Annotated in this window: 17 protein-coding genes, 1 tRNA gene and 1 pseudogene; 13 read left to right on the top strand and 6 right to left on the bottom strand. The window is 59.8% G+C overall.

The annotated features are described in order from the left end of the window. Positions 1-65: 65 nt before the first annotated feature. The 3 genes from ACM64M_RS03430 (at position 66) to ACM64M_RS03420 (ending at position 2,780) form a co-directional block, all read left to right on the top strand. Positions 66-1,241, top strand: coding sequence for an N-acetyltransferase (locus tag ACM64M_RS03430; protein WP_416227229.1), 1,176 nt, complete (start codon positions 66-68; stop codon positions 1,239-1,241). Positions 1,242-1,289: 48 nt separating this feature from the next. Beyond that, positions 1,290-1,706, top strand: a complete 417-nt coding sequence (locus ACM64M_RS03425; RefSeq protein WP_416227228.1) for a response regulator transcription factor — start codon at positions 1,290-1,292, stop codon at positions 1,704-1,706. A 273-nt stretch (positions 1,707-1,979) separates the two neighbouring features. Beyond that, on the top strand, positions 1,980-2,780 hold the full coding sequence (locus ACM64M_RS03420; protein WP_416227227.1) for a response regulator: 801 nt from the start codon (positions 1,980-1,982) through the stop codon (positions 2,778-2,780). Positions 2,781-2,784: 4 nt separating this feature from the next. Here ACM64M_RS03420 and ACM64M_RS03415 read toward each other — a convergent pair whose 3' ends face one another. Next, a complete protein-coding gene (locus ACM64M_RS03415) occupies positions 2,785-4,473 on the bottom strand; it encodes a CHASE domain-containing protein (protein ID WP_416227226.1) in 1,689 nt (562 codons plus the stop codon). A 249-nt stretch (positions 4,474-4,722) separates the two neighbouring features. On the opposite strand from ACM64M_RS03415, the gene ACM64M_RS03410 reads away from it, so the two are divergent. From ACM64M_RS03410 to ACM64M_RS03400, 3 genes are all read left to right on the top strand, one after another. Next, positions 4,723-4,935 (top strand): NepR family anti-sigma factor, encoded by a 213-nt coding sequence (locus ACM64M_RS03410; protein ID WP_416227225.1) that lies wholly within the window; start codon positions 4,723-4,725, stop codon positions 4,933-4,935. Next, positions 4,932-5,558: a sigma-70 family RNA polymerase sigma factor gene (locus ACM64M_RS03405; protein ID WP_416227358.1), complete on the top strand. Its 627-nt coding sequence runs from the start codon at positions 4,932-4,934 to the stop codon at positions 5,556-5,558. Before ACM64M_RS03410 ends, ACM64M_RS03405 begins: the two co-directional genes overlap by 4 nt. Before the next feature lie 78 nt (positions 5,559-5,636). Then, positions 5,637-6,812 carry an AI-2E family transporter gene (locus tag ACM64M_RS03400; protein ID WP_416227224.1) on the top strand — a complete coding sequence of 392 codons (1,176 nt, stop codon included), beginning with the start codon at positions 5,637-5,639 and terminating at the stop codon, positions 6,810-6,812. Here ACM64M_RS03400 and ACM64M_RS03395 read toward each other — a convergent pair. Beyond that, positions 6,809-8,068, bottom strand: a complete 1,260-nt coding sequence (locus ACM64M_RS03395; protein ID WP_416227223.1) for a dicarboxylate/amino acid:cation symporter — start codon at positions 8,066-8,068, stop codon at positions 6,809-6,811. The two genes, ACM64M_RS03400 and ACM64M_RS03395, sit on opposite strands and share 4 nt — an antisense overlap. Positions 8,069-8,184: 116 nt before the next feature. Between ACM64M_RS03395 and glmM the strand changes: the two genes are divergently transcribed. From glmM to ACM64M_RS03375, 4 genes are all read left to right on the top strand, one after another. After that, positions 8,185-9,522, top strand: a complete 1,338-nt coding sequence (gene glmM, locus ACM64M_RS03390; RefSeq protein WP_416227222.1) for a phosphoglucosamine mutase — start codon at positions 8,185-8,187, stop codon at positions 9,520-9,522. A 36-nt stretch (positions 9,523-9,558) separates the two neighbouring features. Then, a complete protein-coding gene (locus ACM64M_RS03385; protein WP_416227221.1) occupies positions 9,559-9,780 on the top strand; it encodes a DUF1272 domain-containing protein in 222 nt (73 codons plus the stop codon). Positions 9,781-11,068: 1,288 nt separating this feature from the next. Next, on the top strand, positions 11,069-11,983 hold the full coding sequence (locus ACM64M_RS03380) for an IS1595 family transposase (protein WP_416227220.1): 915 nt from the start codon (positions 11,069-11,071) through the stop codon (positions 11,981-11,983). Continuing rightward, positions 11,980-12,153: a hypothetical protein gene (locus tag ACM64M_RS03375; protein ID WP_416227219.1), complete on the top strand. Its 174-nt coding sequence runs from the start codon at positions 11,980-11,982 to the stop codon at positions 12,151-12,153. The genes ACM64M_RS03380 and ACM64M_RS03375 overlap by 4 nt, the downstream gene beginning before the upstream one ends. Before the next feature lie 335 nt (positions 12,154-12,488). Here ACM64M_RS03375 and ACM64M_RS03370 read toward each other — a convergent pair whose 3' ends face one another. After that, the gene (locus tag ACM64M_RS03370; RefSeq protein ID WP_416227218.1) at positions 12,489-13,208 is read right to left on the bottom strand and encodes a hypothetical protein; all 720 of its coding nucleotides are present in this window, start codon (positions 13,206-13,208) and stop codon (positions 12,489-12,491) included. A 613-nt stretch (positions 13,209-13,821) separates the two neighbouring features. On the opposite strand from ACM64M_RS03370, the pseudogene ACM64M_RS03365 reads away from it, so the two are divergent. Further along, positions 13,822-14,007 (top strand): annotated as a pseudogene (locus ACM64M_RS03365) (bifunctional hydroxymethylpyrimidine kinase/phosphomethylpyrimidine kinase); the annotation flags it as partial. A 157-nt stretch (positions 14,008-14,164) separates the two neighbouring features. On the opposite strand, the gene ACM64M_RS03360 reads toward ACM64M_RS03365, so the two are convergent. After that, positions 14,165-14,605, bottom strand: a complete 441-nt coding sequence (locus tag ACM64M_RS03360; protein ID WP_416227217.1) for a cupin domain-containing protein — start codon at positions 14,603-14,605, stop codon at positions 14,165-14,167. Positions 14,606-14,711: 106 nt separating this feature from the next. On the opposite strand from ACM64M_RS03360, the gene ACM64M_RS03355 reads away from it, so the two are divergent. Both ACM64M_RS03355 and thiD read left to right on the top strand, forming a co-directional pair. Then, positions 14,712-15,224: a MarR family winged helix-turn-helix transcriptional regulator gene (locus tag ACM64M_RS03355; RefSeq protein WP_416227216.1), complete on the top strand. Its 513-nt coding sequence runs from the start codon at positions 14,712-14,714 to the stop codon at positions 15,222-15,224. A gap of 110 nt (positions 15,225-15,334) precedes the next feature. Continuing rightward, positions 15,335-16,165, top strand: coding sequence for a bifunctional hydroxymethylpyrimidine kinase/phosphomethylpyrimidine kinase (thiD, locus tag ACM64M_RS03350; protein ID WP_416227215.1), 831 nt, complete (start codon positions 15,335-15,337; stop codon positions 16,163-16,165). A 197-nt stretch (positions 16,166-16,362) separates the two neighbouring features. On the opposite strand, the gene ACM64M_RS03345 is transcribed toward thiD, so the two are convergent. Next, a complete protein-coding gene (locus tag ACM64M_RS03345) occupies positions 16,363-17,247 on the bottom strand; it encodes an LOG family protein (protein ID WP_416227214.1) in 885 nt (294 codons plus the stop codon). Positions 17,248-17,306: 59 nt separating this feature from the next. Continuing rightward, positions 17,307-17,380 (bottom strand) — tRNA-Gln (locus ACM64M_RS03340). Positions 17,381-17,438: the final 58 nt, after the last annotated feature.

The raw sequence follows: 17,438 nt of genomic DNA, 5'->3' as shown, positions 1-17,438 counted from the left end.
CAGACGCTTTGACATTGAACAATCTGGCCCCTGCGATGGGGTTAATAAAATACGAGGCAAGCCAAGTGGCAGATGCAAAGATAAGCATTGAAGCGGTTACAGGCAAGCAGGGGGCGGATAAGCAAGGGAGGGCCCGCTTCGTTGATCTGGGCCGCGAATTTGCCGCGCGGCTGGACCATGCGGTGCCGCAATTGCGCAGCGAGCAACTCGAACTGGTCGATCCGGAAAAGAATCCGTTTTTCGGCCATGCCCGCGCGCAATTGTTCATCGCCCATTGCGGCGGCAGGCCGGTAGGCCGCATTTCCGCGCATATTGACGAACTCGCGCTGCAAATGCCGACGCGGCAGGGTTTTGGTCCCGGCACCGGAATGTTTGGATATTTCGATGCGGAAAACGGCGCAGTCGCAGCCGCGTTGATCGACGCGGCTGAAGACTGGCTGCGCGCAGAGGGCATGACCCGCGCAGTCGGGCCGATTTCAATGTCGATCTGGGAAGAACCCGGCCTTTTGGTCAAGGGCCACGATCACTCGCCGGTCATCATGATGGGCCACCATCCTGCCCATTACGCCGCTTGGATCGAACAGGCCGGCTATACTCTCGCTAAGACCTTGTTCACCTACGATCTTGACATCAGCAAGGAATTTCCGCCGCTGATCCAGCGGATCGTCAAATCGGGTGAGGGCAACGCACGAATCACCATTCGGACCGTGCGCAAGAAAGACTGGGACGCGGAAGCCGCGATAATCCTCGCCATCCTCAACGACGCATGGTCGGGCAATTGGGGCTTTGTGCCGCTCACATCAGAAGAGGTCGCCTATACGGGCAAGAAACTGAAACCGATCATCCACGAACCCATCAACATGATCGCAGAAGTCGATGGGCGGCCGGTCGCCTTCATGTTGACATTCCCCGACATCAACTACGTTTTGGCACGCACCGGGGGGAAGCTGTTTCCGTTCGGCTGGTTCCATCTGCTGCGCTGGCTTCGCAAACCGACGCGATCGGACATGCGCGTGCCCTTGATGGGGGTGCTAAAGGAATTTCAGAACTCGCGCATGGCCAGCCAGCTGGCGTTTATGATGATCAGCGCGATCCGCAGGAACGCATCCACTCATTATCAATCCCAGCGCGGTGAGCTTGGCTGGATCCTTGAAGATAATCAGGGGATGGTCGCCATCGCCGATGCCATCGAAAGCGGGGTAAACCGCGAATATGCGATCTATCAAAAGCCGCTCAAATAGTTTGGTAAGTGTCTTGATTAGGCCGGCGCGCAGGCGCATTTTGCAGGCATGTCCGGCATCACCCTGCGCAAGCGATCGCTCCCTGCAAAAGTCATCGTCGTCGAAGACGATCCGGTGCTGGGCCTGTCGATCGAACAGACGCTGATCGACAATGGCTTTGCCAATGTGACCATTTGCCCGACCGCCTCTTGCACTTTGGGAAAGCTGCGCTCGGGATCGTATGATGCGGTGGTGCTGGATGTGCATCTCGCCGATAGCGACGAAGGCTGGGGGATAGCGGAGCTGGTCAATGCGCTGGGTGACGACAATGTCCGGATCGTTTTTCAAACCGGTTCGCCCGATGACATTCCTGCGCATATCCGCCAGCTTGGACCGGTGCTGACCAAGCCTTACGATCCGCAAGAGTTGGTCGCCGCGCTGAGGCAGCGACCGCGCGCCGGATTGCTCGCGCTGCTAAGGCGCTGAGTGCGCCAGGCCCGTGACCATCCGGGAAAGGGCGAACCCACGAAAAAGGCCTTCACTTGGGAAAGTGAAGGCCTTCGGGATCGTATCACCGCCCGATGGACGGGAGGGGGGTCTTGGCGGTGATAATCCTATAATTCACGGGCGGCAAAGCCGTTCCCGTACAATGCAATTTTTTGCTCGCAGCCTGACTTCGGCGCCTGCAAGACTTGCGTTTCGTGTCCAGAAACAACAGGGGAAGATCAAACAGCACCCGTCCCCATGCAGGAGATTTCAATGTCACTGGGTCAGCATGTCGCGGAAAACCTTCCGTTCCTGCGCCGATATGCGCGCGCCCTTACCGGGTCGCAGCAAACCGGCGATGCCTTTGTGCGCGCCACGCTGGAGGCGGTGCTGGCGGATGAGGAACTGAAAAGCACGCTCGATGGCGGCCGTATCCCGCTCTACCGCGCTTTCAACAGCGTCTGGTCCAGCGCCTTTCTTGACATTGGCGCAGCGGGCGATGGGGCCGCGCAAATCGGCGAACACGAAGCGGGCGCGCAGGCGCGGCTGGGCGCGATCACCCCGCTGAACCGCCAGGCGCTGTTGCTCACTACGCTCGAAGACTTCACTGCGGCGCAAGCAGCGCAGATCATGGAGCTTGAACCGCATCAGGTTGAAACTCTGGTCGCAGAAGCGGTCAGCGAGATCGACAGCGAACAGGCGACATCGGTGCTGATCATCGAGGATGAGCCGCTGATTTCGATGCAACTTGAAGATCTGGTGAGCGCGCTGGGACACGAGATTTGCGGCACCGCTGCAACCCGCAAACAGGCGATGGAGATCGTTGCGGAAAAGCGCCCCGGCCTGGTGCTCGCCGATATTCAGTTGGCCGATGGATCGTCAGGGCTTGATGCAGTGGACGATATTCTGGCGATCGGCAGCGTGCCGGTGATCTTCATCACCGCCTATCCCGAACGGCTGCTGACCGGCGACCGGCCAGAGCCGACCTATCTGGTGACCAAGCCGTTTCAGGAAAAGACCGTGCGCACCGCTATCAGCCAGGCGTTGTTCTTTGGATCAAGCCGCCCACTGTGATGCGCTATCCGGCGGGTGCTGCGCGCATCTGAAACTCGCTGCGCCGCCGGACCGGGACGCCGAGCAGGCAATATACGCCCTCGGGCCGGAAATCGAGCTCGACCCGGTGTTTGAGTTCATGCGCAACGATCTTTTCGATCAGCTCGGTGCCAAACCCGCGTTCGCGCAATTGTTCCACCGGTGGGCCGCCAACCTCGCTCCATTCGACCACCGCCAACGTGTCCGACTGCAAACGCCAGCGCACGCTGACCTTGCCCCCGGTCACGCTCAACGCCCCGTATTTCGCGGCATTGGTGGCCAATTCATGGATCGCCAGGCCAAACGACAGCGCATCATTGGGGGCCAGCTCAACCGGCGGACCTTCGACGATCAGCCGCGTGCCATCGCTATCGACAAAATGCTGCATCTCGGCATGGACCACATCAGCGATGGCGGTTGTGCCCCAATCGCTGTCGGTGAGCAGGTCATGCGTCGCTGACAGCGCCCTGATGCGCCCTTCGAGACTGTCCGCGAACCCATCAAGATCCCTTGACCGGCGGCGGGTCAGCGACAGGATCGACAGGACATTGGCCAGCGTGTTCTTGACCCGGTGATTGAGTTCGCGGCTGAGTGAATTGCGGATCGATTGCTGTTCTTCGTAAAACGCCAACCGTGCCTCATCCTCGATCGCCTGCTTGGCTAGCAACCGCAGGATCAGCATCAGCAGACTGGCGAGCGCCAGCCCGGCGATCAGTGTAACCATAGACAGCGGGTCAAGCGCAGATCGCTGAGCCGAATCGAACACCAGCACAAAATCGCGATTGGCGATCCTGACCGGCTGTTCGAACCGGTCCGTGCCAGCATCTCCAAGCGAACGCGAGGCAAGCAGATTTTCGGGAGCCTCTCCGCGATCATACAACCGCACGCCCAGATCTGCGGGCGGCGCGCGTTCAATCGCACCTTCCAGAAATTGCGCCGCGTCAAACGAGCTGAAGACATAGCCTGCAAGCACCCGTTCCTGCGACTGCGAACCGGGCACTGGTTTGTAAACCGGCATGAAAATCGCAAACCCCGGCGCTCCGCTGGCCTCCTCCTGTGCCAGCACAATCTTGCCCGAAGCGGTCGGCATCACAGTGCGCTTGGCCTCGTGCATGGCGGCGGCGCGAACCGGTTCTGAATACATGTCAAAGCCCAGCGCGCGCCGGTTGCGGCTGGTGTCTGGAGAAAAATAGGTGACCGGCGCGGCGCGCTGCGCCGGTTTGAGCGTGGCGGGCCGGATCGCCGGAAAATCGGGCTGTGCGGCACGCACCCGGCGCAGAAAGGCATCGGCATCGCTTGTCTCGATCACTGTCAGCCAGCCGATTCCTTCGGCTCCGCGATAATTCTGATCGAGCCGCAATTCCGCGACGAATTGGCGAAAGGTTTGCGGGCTGACTTCGTCAATCGTGGCAAACAGTGCCGCCCCGGCGCGCAGATAGGACGAGAAATTATTGCCGCGCCGGTCAAGTGCGGAGGCGACCGACTGGGCATATTCGCGCACCTCGGCGCGTGTGCGCTGCTGCGCATTGCTTTCGATGGCATAGACGCTGAGCGCGGTGATCGCGACAATGGCAAGGAACAGCGCGGCGGGTATCGCGCGCGGGTATCTGACCAGCCATGTCCGCGCGCGCGCTTTGGTCCCGGTCCGCGCCCGAGGCGAAGCCTGCGCCGCCAAAGGGGCAGATGGGCGTTCGCTTTTCGCCGCAAATTCGCTTTTGTCTTTGATTGTGAGCCTCCCGGCGCAAGATCCGCAACAATCATGCACCTGACCAAGGAACCAAATTCACCGCGCATCGTTCCCATGGCATGATTGCGCAAGAGCACATATGCGTAGGGTAAAAGCCGTTTAATGCGCGCGCATTGGACTTTCGCGAAACAATTGCCAAATATGCAACGCGAACTAGCGATGGGAACGGAACGGCCAATGGCCTCCAGCAAGAAACCGGATATTTCTGATCTGCGGGCCGGCGGTGCAGGCGCCGCCCCCGCTTGGGCGGTTGGTCTGAAACAACTTTACGACACCATCGTGGACGAACCGATCCCGGACGCCTTCAATGATCTGCTCGCCAGACTCGACCAACCCACTCCGTGCGATGATGGCGGCGACGCATCCCCCCGTGGCGGGGGAAAATCATAGTGGCAGAAGATCAATCACCGCCACCGCGCACCCCATCACAGAAATCTGATTTCAAACGGGAATTGACCGCGGTAATTCCGCATCTGCGCGCCTTTGCGCGGGGCCTGTGCGGGCGCCCCGACATGGCCGATGATCTGGTGCAGGAAACCATGCTGAAAGCGTGGGCAGCGCAGGACCGGTTCGAACCGGGCACCTCGATGCGCGCCTGGACCTTTGTGATCCTGCGCAACGCCTATCTCACCGATATGCGCCGCAACCGGTTTCGCGGTGAATATGATGAAGGCGTGGCAGAACGAATTCTGACCGCGCCCGCAGAACAGGAGGAACCGATCCACCTGTCCGATATGCACCGCGCTTTGCTGACCCTGCCGCCCGAACGGCGCGAGGCTTTGCTGCTGGTGGGGGCTGGCGGGTTCTCTTATGAAGAGGCAGCGGAAATCTGCGGCTGCGCTATCGGCACGATCAAGAGCCGGGTCGGGCGCGCGCGCGCCACGCTCAATTCGATGCTGGCCGATGGCGACATACCGCAACGTTCGATTGGCGATGCCGCCGCGCATCGGGCGATTCTCGAAGAGCTGGACGAGGTTTCTGCGGGCAGAGGAATTGCTGCAGCCAAAGGGTGAACCGTGTTATGACAGCGGGGCGCTTGGCGAAACCTCGCTGCGCTGCAATAACGGATAACCCAACCGCAGCGATCAACCATGAACCTACCTATGCCCGAAAATCAATCGCCCGGCGATAGCGCTCCCCGTCAGTTGGGGCGAGCGGCGCTGGCGGAGCAGGAATTGCGGCTGATGTCGGCGTTGGTCCTGTTGCTGGGTCTGGGGCTGTTTCTGGCGCTGCCATTTGTCCTGTCGATCGGATCGGTGGTGTTCCTGCCGCTGGTGACGGCGGTACTGCTGACGATCCTGCTGTCGCCGCTGGCCGATGGATTGGCGCGGTTCGGCCTGCCTAACGTGCTGGCTTCGCTGGGCGCATTGGCGGTGTTTCTGGGAGTTTTGCTGCTGGCGCTGGCGCTGATCCTGCAACCGGCGCTGGCGTTGTTCGACGCCATCCCCGAAATCGCCGGGCGGGTGGGTCAACGCTTTGGCGAATTGCGCGATGAATTTGCCTGGCTCGCGGTCGCCAATGAAGAATTGGCCCAGATCATGGGCGACACCGGTGCGCGCGAGGTCGTATTGGCAACGCCGAGCCTGCTCGAAGAAATCGCCTTTGCCACGCCCAGCGTTTTGCTGGAGGTGCTGATTATGTTCCTGATGGCGTTTTTCATGATCGAGGCGCGGGTGCGGATGCGGCGGCATTTGCTGTTTGACCGGGCCAGTTTCGGATCCAGCGTCAAGGCCGCGCGGGTCATGCGCGAAGTGCAGGACCGGGTCGCGGCCTACATCATGACGGTCGGCCTTATCAACGCCGGGATTGGCGTGGCAGTCGCGCTGGGCGCATGGGCGCTGGGCGTGGATGCGCCGATCATGTGGGGCGGTCTGGCGATGATCCTCAATTTCATCCCCTATGTTGGCCCGCTGGCGATGACCGCGCTGCTGGCGCTGTTCGGGATTGGCACGGCGGAGACAGTGTGGCTCGGCCTGATCCCGGCGGCGGCCTATGTCGGGCTGCATACGGTGGAGGCCAATGTCGTGACCCCGTCGATCCTAGGCGCGCGGTTCACCATGAGCCCGGTGATGATCCTGATCGCGCTGTCTTATTTCACCTGGATCTGGGGGGTGCCGGGGGCGTTGCTATCGGTGCCGATCCTGCTGACGCTGACCGCGCTGTTCGATCATATTGGCCGGCCCAACCTCGTCGGCTTTGTCTTTGGTGAGCCGCTGTTCACCGGCGATACGGCGCAGCACGCGCCAGACGACAGTCTGACCGGTTAATCCTGACTCCGGTCAACCGCGCTCAGCACCGCAACATTCATCGTCACATTGGCCAGCGTGCGCATGATATCGGGCAGCATCTCCACCGCGACGAGCAGCACCAACGGCTCTATCGGAACCCCCATGGCAAGCGCGATGGGGCCGATCGAAACCACGAAACTGATCGATCCGGGCAGGCTGACTGATCCCACGCTGATGATCAGCGCGACCATGATCCCGGCCATCGCCAGCGCCGGGGTAATCTCAATCCCCGCCAGCGCCGCAACATACAGCGCGACCGCCATATTCATCGCCGGACTGGTCGCGCGGAACACCGCCACCGCCAGCGGCAGCACGAATTCGCTGGTGCTCGATCGCAGCTGCAACCGGCTGGCGCTGTCGAGCATCGCGGGCAGGCTGGCAAGCGAGCTTTGCGTCGACACCGCCACCGCCTGCGCAGGAAGCAGCGCGGCGGCAAAGCGCAGCGGGTTGATTCCCCCCAACACCCACGCCAGCGCATAAGCCAGCAGCAGGACAAACGCGCCCATCGCCGAGACCACCAGAATGTAATGCGCCAGCGCCGCGAACGCCCCGCCCCCGCCGCGCAGGCCCACGCCAAACGCCAGCGCCAGCACGCCGACCGGCGCCAGCCACAGCACCCAGCCGATAATCAGCAGCATCGTGTTGGCCAGCGCGTGGAAGAACCCCAGCATCCGCTCGCCCTGCCCCTTTGGCAGGCGCGTGATCGCGGTCGCAAACAATGCAAAGAATATCGTGAGCGGCAGCATATTGGTTTCCGCCGCCGCCGCGATGATATTGGGCGCGAGCAGCGAACCGAGAAAGTCGAGAATGTCCGGCACTTCCTGCGCGCCCTGTGGCACTTCGGCGAGGAAAGCGCTGGCGCTCGCGGGGATTGGAGCAATGCTCAGCACCAAAGGCAACATGACTGCGGTGAACACACCGCCCGCGATCAACACGGCAAACACCAGCATCAGGAACCGCCGCGCAGCCGCGCCCGCGCGCGCCGCCTGCACCATTTGCGCGCAGCCCAGCACCAGCAATCCGGCAACCAGCGGAATGATCGTCATCTGCAAGGCGCGCAGCCAGATGGTGCCGATCAGCGCCGCGCCTTCGATCAGCCAGTCGGGCAGCCCAAAGCCCGATATGGCCGCGCCCAGCCCCAGCCCGGCGATCAGCGCGGCAAAGGTTGCAACCACCGGCAGCCTGATCGCCACCAGTTCAAACCCGCCCGCGTCACTCTTTCCAGAATCGTTCACCAATGCGGTTTCCTTTGCCGGGGCTCAGCCTGACCCTTGGCCCTTCCCTTCCGGCGATAACCGCGCCAGAAGCGCCTGACAAATGGTCGCAGACATTCACGAGGTTTGAAAAAGGCATGACACGCAAGTTCTTCGGCACGGACGGGATACGAGGCCGCACCAATTCGGGCGTCATGACAGCGGCAACCGCGATGCGGGTCGGACAGGCGGCGGGCAATTACTTCCTGCGCGGCGGCCACCGCCACCGGGTGGTGATCGGCAAGGATACGCGGCTTTCGGGCTATATGATGGAAAGCGCTTTGGTCGCCGGGTTCACCAGTGTCGGCATGGATGTCATCATGACCGGTCCGCTGCCCACCCCGGCAATCGCGCTGCTGACCCGCGAAATGCGCGCCGACCTTGGCGTGATGATTTCCGCCAGCCACAATCTCTATCCCGACAACGGGATCAAGCTGTTCGGCCCCGATGGCTTCAAATTGTCGGATGAGGCCGAGGCCGAGATCGAGGCGCTGCTGGAGGGCGAACCGCAGCTCGCCATGCCCGAAGGGATCGGGCGCGCCCGCCGGATCGAGGATGCGCGCGGGCGCTATATCCATGCGCTCAAACAATCGGTGGCCAGCGAAGTGCGCTTCGACAGCCTCAAAGTGGTGGTCGATTGCGCGCATGGCGCGGCCTATCAGGTCGCGCCCTCGGCGATCTGGGAATTGGGGGCGGAAGTCATCACTTTGGGCGTCAATCCCAACGGCACCAACATCAATGACGGTGTCGGATCGACCGCGATTGAAGCGTTGCAAGCCAAAGTGGTCGAGGAAGGCGCGGATATCGGCATAGCGCTTGACGGCGATGCCGACCGGTTGATCGTGGTCGATGAAAAAGGCGCCAAGGTGGACGGCGACCAGATCATGGCGCTGATCGCCACACGGATGCACGAAAAGGGCGCGCTGCGCGGCGGCGGCGTAGTCGCCACGGTGATGTCGAACCTCGGCCTCGAACGCTATTTCGCCGGGCTTGGCCTGACGCTGGAACGGACCAAGGTTGGCGACCGCTATGTGCTGGAACGGATGAAGGAAGGCGGCTTCAACGTCGGCGGCGAACAATCGGGGCATATGATCCTGCTCGACCATGCCACCACCGGCGATGGCTCGGTCGCGGCGCTGCGAGTGCTCACCAGCCTGGTGCGTTCGGGAAAACCCGCCAGCGAAATCCTGCATTTGTTCGACCCGGTGCCGCAATTGCTCAAGAATGTCCGCTATCAAGGCGGCGCGCCGCTTGAAAATGCGGCGGTCAAGGCGGTGATCGCTGCGGCAGAAAAGGAACTCGAAGGCAAAGGCCGCCTCGTCATCCGCCCCTCCGGCACCGAGCCGGTGATCCGGGTGATGGCCGAAGGCGACGACGCCGCGCAGGTCGCCGATGTGGTTGACCGGATTTGCGATGCGGTGCAGGCGGCGGTTTAGACTTCGGTTCCGTTCACCCTGTCAGGAAATTCAACGATGCTCGAAATGCGCCCCGATTGCGAACGCTGCGGCAGTGATTTGCCCGCCGAGGCCCCCGGCGCGTTCATCTGCAGCTTCGAATGCACCTTCTGCGCCGAATGCGCCGAAGCGCTCGACGATGTTTGCCCCAATTGCAGCGGCGAATTGATGGACCGGCCCACGCGAGCGACCAAGCTGCACGCGAAGTTCCCGCCGAGCGAAGAGCAGAAGTTTAAGTAGCGAGGCGGAAGGAGTCTTCCGCCTTTCGGTCGCTCCGAGCCTGGCCCGAGACGGTGAAATTGTAGTTTAGCGTGCTTCTTCAATCACGGGCAAACTGTCTAGAAACGGCCCCGGACCCGGTTAATTGGACAGGGATAGCGACAGGGTTGGCACCGATCGTTGATATCCATTCGAGATCGTCATCCTGACCGACCAAGTTTGGTTTTGCGGCGATCATTGCTCGAAGCGGTTCCTCTAGGTCTAGCTTGAGCCTGCAGGACCTGGCAATACAAAATCGGTCAGAGGTACCGTGCCACTATCAGCAGGAACAAGCCTCCTCACAGTAGTCCTAACGCGATTCGCTCGGATCAAGCCTCGAACGTTATGCAAATATCTCCCATCGTTGACGTGGCAGTAAGCTCGCGCCGCTACGTAGTTTGATGTTTGTCCCGGTATGAATTCCATACGCGAACCGGCCGCGCCCGGAAGCCAAGAACGTCCATCAAGATTGGGCAAATAATCGAGGCTTACGAGCCTCACATTCTCGAGAGATACATTGGGTTCGCCCGCCACAATCGAAACTTCGGGTCCATAAGCTTCGTTTCTCGGATACCATCCGCCAGGGCCTCCACATCGAGCAAGTGAAACATCAGAGTCAATTTCTCCAAGGCTCTCGGTAACGGTTTCGAAGCCCACTTGAACGGCGATGGTTGCCTCGACTGTCCTTACCACCGTCTGTGCGGGCCCGGTTCCTTTCACCAAATCGACTATCACTCTTAACGGTCGCGCGGGATTTGTCCTTACTAGATCAAAACTTATGGGCCCACCGCTATCGGGCACTCCCGTAGGCATAGAGGCAGTGATCCCGTTAGATCTAACTCTGAAGCTAAGCGGACCTTCGACCCCTGCGATTGCAACATAATCGACCTTTATCGCGCTTGTAAATTCGTCAACAGGACTTGCAATGATATGCACGCCAGACTGATTTAGAACTTGACCTACGCACTCATTAAACCCAGTAATAGACACATCTGAAACACGCTAATTTACAATAGAAATTGACTCGCTATCTGACATTGTCAGACTCAAGGATTGCTGTAGTTCGCTTTGCTTCTTTCTGGCTCCACTTAGTGTTCCATCAAAAAAACCACCATTCGCAAAAGCAATTAGATTTCTACGAATTTCAGAGTCGCTACTCGACCGCGCTAGGGCTGACGTGAAAATAGCAAGGGGGCCTATATACTTGTGTGACCCATTGACGTGGGTTCAATAAACACCTATAAGGCGTGCATAAGCAAGGGAAACCGCGATGCTCAAGACCTTCAACAGCCTGATCCAGATGATGGAAGCCATCCCCGACGAACAGGCGGCGATTGACCACTTCACCGCGATTAGATGGAAGAATGGCGCATTTTGCCCGCACTGCCTTTCGACCCGCGTTTATCACTTTTCGGACGGTCGCAACCACAAGTGCGGCGCTTGTCGCAAGCGCTTTTCGATCCGCGTCGGAACGATTTTTGAGGACAGCAAGTTGCCGCTGCGCAAATGGCTGCTGGCGATCTGGCTTATCACGAGCCACAAAAAGGGCATCGCCAGCACCCAACTGGCGAAAGACATTGGCGTCACGCAAAAGTCAGCGTGGTTCGTCACCCAGCGCTTGCGCGAAGCGATCCGCACACAGTCCTTCAATCGCACTCTGAAAGGCGAGGTCGAAGCTGACGAAACGTTTGTCGGCGGCAAAGAGAAGAACAAGCACGCTTGGCAGCGCACTGGCGGCAAGCAGGGCGGCAAGGGCAAGATCGCTGTGCTTGGTGTGCTCGAACGCGGCGGCGAACTGCGCACCGCGATCACGCCGAGCATGGGCGCAAAGGACGTGCAGTCCGTAATTCGCGAACACGTCGAACCGGGTTCCAACTTGATGACCGACGAGCATGGTTCATTCGTCGGGCTGGCGCGCGATTATAGCCATCACCGGGTCAATCACTCTGCCGGGGAATATGTGCGGCATTACATTCTACACAGCAATGGCATCGAGAGCGTTTGGGCGCTGTTCAAGCGCCAGATTATCGGCACCCACCATTACCTTTCGCCAAAGCACTTTAGTCGCTACCTTGGTGAAATGACTTGGCGCTTCAACCTGCGAGAAATGGACGAAGGCGAGCGTGTCAACGCGCTGCTTTCGCAAACCGCTGGCAGGCTCACCTACAAGGACCTGATCGCGTGACGAATGGAGAAAAGCGCGAACGGCCCCTGCATCTGGATATGGACCCGGACGAAGCGCTGGCGCGGTTCATGCAGACCGATCCGGTTGAATTGAAACGCAGGCTCGATAAGACAAAGACCCCGCCGAAGCGGGGGCCAGGTGTTGCGAAAAAGTCGAAGCCAAAAGGCTAGCTACTTGGTGCGGAAGTGCGCGCGGACGTGTTCGATACGTCCGAAGCGGATGCGATAATACGCTTGGATATAGACCATCGGTCCCTCCATCGCATGATGTGGCTTGCATCCGGGGCCAAATGGTGCGATTCAATCAGGGCTAGTAATCGGTCGCTTCGGCACCGGCATGGACGCCGCCCTTCGGGGCGGCGTTTTGCGTTTCTGGTTAGATCAGGGGTCCATGCTTAGCTCCATCGGTTGCCCAGCTTTCCGGGTTACGATGGAGGTTGAAGCGCCAGAATTACGCGGTCAATTCGCGCGGCAATTACACGGCCAATCAAACTGGAATCACACGGCTATTTCCCGGTTGATGGCTGTTTTCCGGGCATTTTCGGCCCCCGAATTGCACGGAATGTTTCGAGAAATCCGTCACGAGACACGCGGTTTTCAGGGCACATGCCCCTCGCGAGTTCTACGGCACGCTTCTCGGTGAGTGTTTTGCCCCAGTGGTCGAGCAAGGCCTTAGCAACGCGCTCAGCTTCCGCCGTAGGCAATGGTGGTAGGGATGCATCGGACGAATTGTCGTTGCCGCTGGCAACAGGATTATCGACACCACCAGGCAGGCCGTCAGGCCAGAACCGGACACCAAAATATCGGATGCGCCCACGCGCCTCGAAACTCATGCCCCCAATCTTTTTGGGAACTGCAATTTCAAGATAGCCAGTCGTCCAGAAATCGTTGTCGGAACGCGGCATCTGCTGCCACCAATGCCAATTGTGGAGAAGGGCGTAGGGAAGCCTAAAGCCTTTGCCCTCATCGAAAATCATTGCCTCATGGCAGACCGCTTGAACACGATCGTATTGAAGTTCGCGCTGGAGTTGTGTGATCGCAAGATCAGTGTCGAAGGGAAACCTGTCTAGCGCCTCTTTGGGCGCAACGGCGGTCGCATAGGTTTCTGCCGATACCTGCGTCCAATCAGGAAACTCAAAATCTACAGCTTCAGCCTCGATGCGCTCTTGCTGCCGCTTTGCAGCTTCGAGCCAAATCTTTGTTATGTCCGAATCGCTTCCCGCCATCCGGCTATTCTGACGGATTCCCGCGTTGGGTCAAACAGGTATATAGGCCCCATAGCAAGTAGGGTCAATCTATCGCTAGTATAGCTATCGGTCGTTGTAATCAGTTGCGACCTACAAATCGCCATGCGCTCCGCAATCGGATCAGAGCTTTGTGCGAACACATCTTGCGTGCAGAACAAAGAGACAATTGTTAAAAGCGCAAAAAATTTCTTCATCCTGCCCCCCTATATTCATAGCAATGCCTAACTATAATTGAAGCTGCATTGCGGCGCAAGGCCTATGTCTTGCGGTCGCAAATATCTGTCACTGCTCGCAACGTTCCGCAAAGCTCAAAAGCGCAATGCCCATCTTGCTCAAGTTGTCGCCAAGATTACTCTGAATTCTGGCGCCACTGACGCTCGGTGTATAACTTGGGCTGGACGCGTTGCTGCACTATTTGGCTGCACATTTGAATGTCATCTCCCGCCTTATTGCATTCTAATAGCGGACAGGTAGCTATCCGCCTACATTCCGCCATAATCCCTCCCTAAACTGCGCCGCCAACAGCCGCCAATCACCGCCACCTCTGCAAAAATCATCCCGCACCGCCGCCGGACTTGCTATGGCGCGTTCCATGAACACCGCTCCTTCTCCTCGCTTCCCACCACGCATCCTCAGCATCGCCGGGTCCGACAGCTCCGGCGGGGCGGGGATTCAGGCGGATATCAAGACGATCACCATGCTCGGCGGCTATGCGATGACCGCGATCACCACCGTCACCGCGCAAAACACCGTGGCCGATAGTGCTGCACTGCCAATGGCCTGACGCCGTGTGACGACACTCATTGTCTTTCCCTCAATCTTGCAAAGTCCTTACCACAAGGCCCAAAGTGGAGAAAGCCGCTACGCAATTGGTTCCCGCCCAGCGGGGAGCGGAAATTACGGTAACGACCTGTTTACGGATCACTAGCTTTTAGTCAGACTGCGCCCAGCGCGACCGGTTCAATTCCTTCCTGATCGCACCACGCGAGATAGCGACGGCGCAGGTCTTCGGTGGTCATGCTACCGGTTGCGCGCCCGCTTTCGTCCAAACTTGTTAGCGCGCCGGACATGTGGATGAAGATAACGACCGGCTCCTCGTCCACGCATTCCCAACAGTCGCGATTGCCGCTCGGCTCAAATACATAACAGCCCGGCCCGGCAATTTCGCCGGTCCCCAGTTTGCGCGATCCTGACACATTGTAGGCATGGACGAACCCGCCATGGCTATGCAGGCCGACGCTAATTCCGGGCGCGACCTTCAGAAGCTGGGTCCGCTCATCACCGGCAAAGCGCAGCGGGCGCGTGGAAATTCCATCGCTTAGCGGCATCCATGGCTGCTTGTCCGCGTCGATCGGATTTGACGTATGGTCAGGCATAGCAATCTCCATTTATCTTGATACCAAGATATATTCAATTGCCTTGATGTCAAGATAGTTTTGGCCGATGCACTCGTCTGGGTTTTCAGCCTGAAAGGAAAAGCAGGTGAGCAAGCACAAGCACGAACGCCGCGATCATGTTGCCAGATTGGTCGCGCAGCGCCGCGCCGTCACGCCCGATATACCGCTCGATGGGATGGAAATTCTTGGCCGGGCCCGGCGGCTGACGCTGCTATCGCGCCCACCGATCGAAGGCGTTTTAGCGCGCCGCGGGGTGGATGCCGGAGAGTTTGACGTGCTCGCCACGCTGCGGCGCTCCAATGCCGATGCGGTTCGTCCGACCGAGCTTTACCAAGCATTGATGATATCTTCCGGAGGATTGACCGACCGGCTGCGGCGGCTTGAGAGCGCAGGGCTGATCGAGCGTGTTGCTTGCGCGCAAGACAAGCGCAGCATGCTGGTGCGACTTACCGACAAGGGCCAAAGCATTATCGATCTGGCCTTTGCCGAGGATATGGCGGTCGAACTGGAATTGCTTGCGGCACTGGACCCAGCCGAACGGGAAACGCTGGCTGACCTCCTGTCAAAGCTGCTGATGTCGCTTGAGACAGGTGCTTGACCCCCTCGTTACCCGTTCACCGCAGATGCGTCAGACAGGAGAGCGGTCATTTGGCTACTTTCCCTAAAAAGCCATCCCGCACCGCCGCCGGACTTGCTATGGCGCGTTCCATGAACACCGCTCCTTCTCCTCGCATCCCTCCACGCATCCTCAGCATCGCAGGGTCGGACAGTTCCGGCGGGGCAGGGATTCAGGCGGATATCAAGACCATCACCATGCTGGGCGGCTTTGCGATGACCGCGATCACCACCGTCACCGCGCAAAACACCGTGGGGGTTCAGGCGATTGCACCGATGTCTGGGGACGTGGTGGCGCAGCAGATTGCTTCGTGTATCGACGACATCGGCGTCGATGCGATCAAGATCGGGATGCTCCACGATGCCGAGATTATCGCGCATGTTGCCCGTGCGCTGACCGGGGTGCGTGCGCCGATCATCCTCGACCCGGTGATGATTTCAACCAGCGGTGCGGCCTTGATCGATCCGGGCGCGATTGCGGCGATGCGCGATACTCTGTTCCCGCTGGCCAGCCTGATCACCCCCAACCTGCCCGAGCTTGGCCATTTGCTGGGCCGCAATCTTTCAACCACGCGCGAAATGGCCGAAGCCGCCGAGGAATTGAGCGCCAGCACCGGCGCGGCGGTCTTGGCCAAGGGCGGGCATACCGAAGATGCGCGGATCATTGATGTGCTGATCCAGCCGGGCACCGACGGGGCCGAGCGCGCGCTGCAATTCGACCATGCGCGGATCGACACGCCGCACACGCATGGGACCGGCTGCACGCTGTCCTCTGCGATTGCGACGTTGATGGGGCATGGCCAGCCGCTCGAACATGCGGTGCGGCTGGGGCGTAATTTTGTGCTGCGCGCGATTGAGGAAGCGCCGGGCTATGGCGCGGGCAACGGCCCCTTGGGGCATCAGGCGGTGCGCTCGCTAAGCTGAGCGGGACCGGCGAATTCGCTTTCCTACAGGGTCCGCGCCGGGGCAGGGTGAGGCGATGGAATTCTTAGCCGCCCTTTGCCCTGCACTGCTTTCAGACCGCCGCCGAGCCTGCTCACACCGGATTGAGTTTCACCCTCTGGACAGTGTGCCAAGTGTGTCAGGCAGTGCGACGCGCAGCTGTCCAGTGCAAGGCAGGTCTAGGCTTCCAACTCGTAGAACGCAGCGATGCAGGCCCAGGCTTCATCCGCGGTCTCGCACCATTGGAACAGGTCGAGATCGCGTTTGGCAATCGTCCCTTCCTCAGCCAGCGCGTCGAAATCGACCACGCGGGTCCAGAAATCCTTGCCAAACAGCAGGATCGGCATCGGCTTCATCTTGCCGGTCTGGATCAGCGTCAACAGCTCGAAGAATTCGTCAAAGGTGCCGAACCCGCCAGGGAACACCGCCACCGCGCGCGCGCGCAGCAGGAAATGCATCTTGCGCAGCGCAAAGTAATGGAAATTCAGACTGAGATAGGGGGTGACATAGGTGTTGGGTGCCTGTTCGTGCGGGAGGACGATGTTAAGGCCAATCGATTCGCTGCCCGCATCGCTCGCCCCGCGATTGCCGGCCTCCATGATCGAAGGGCCGCCGCCGGTGGTGACGACGAACTGGCGCTTGCCATCTTCGATGATCGCCTTTTCGGACACCAGTCGCGCGAGCTTGTAGGCCTCATGATAATACTTGGCCTTGGCAGCGAGATTGGCAGCTACCTTTTGCTCATATTCATCGCCGCCCTTGGCCGCATCGATCCGTGCCTGCGCCTGTTCCGGAGACGGGATGCGCGCCGAGCCATACATCACCAGGGTCGATCCGACGCGCGCTTCGTCGAGCAGCATTTCAGGCTTGAGCAGCTCAAGCTGAAACCGCACCGGGCGCAATTCGTCGCGGAGCAGAAAATCGTGATCCCGAAACGCCAGCTTATAGGCGGGATGTTGGGTCTGCGGCGTGCGTTCGGGCGATTGGTCGGCAAAACGGCTTTCCTCACCCGCACGATAGAATTTGCGGTCGGAAAGTTCGTGATCGGGGTGCTTGTCTGTCATGCCGCAGGCCCTAGTCGTGCCGGATGGCACGGGCAAGACGGGACGTGCGGGTATGCGAATGGATGCCCCGTGAGGATTCGAACCTCAATTGACGGAGTCAGAGTCCGTAGTCTTACCATTAGACGACGGGGCATCAGGGCGCGGACAGGAATCGCTGTTCCTGCGCGCAAGACGCGCCTCCTAGTTTTGCG

Source organism: Qipengyuania sp. ASV99 (genome assembly GCF_047872805.1).
Classification (GTDB): domain Bacteria; phylum Pseudomonadota; class Alphaproteobacteria; order Sphingomonadales; family Sphingomonadaceae; genus Erythrobacter.
This window is presented reverse-complemented; position numbering and strand designations above follow the sequence as displayed.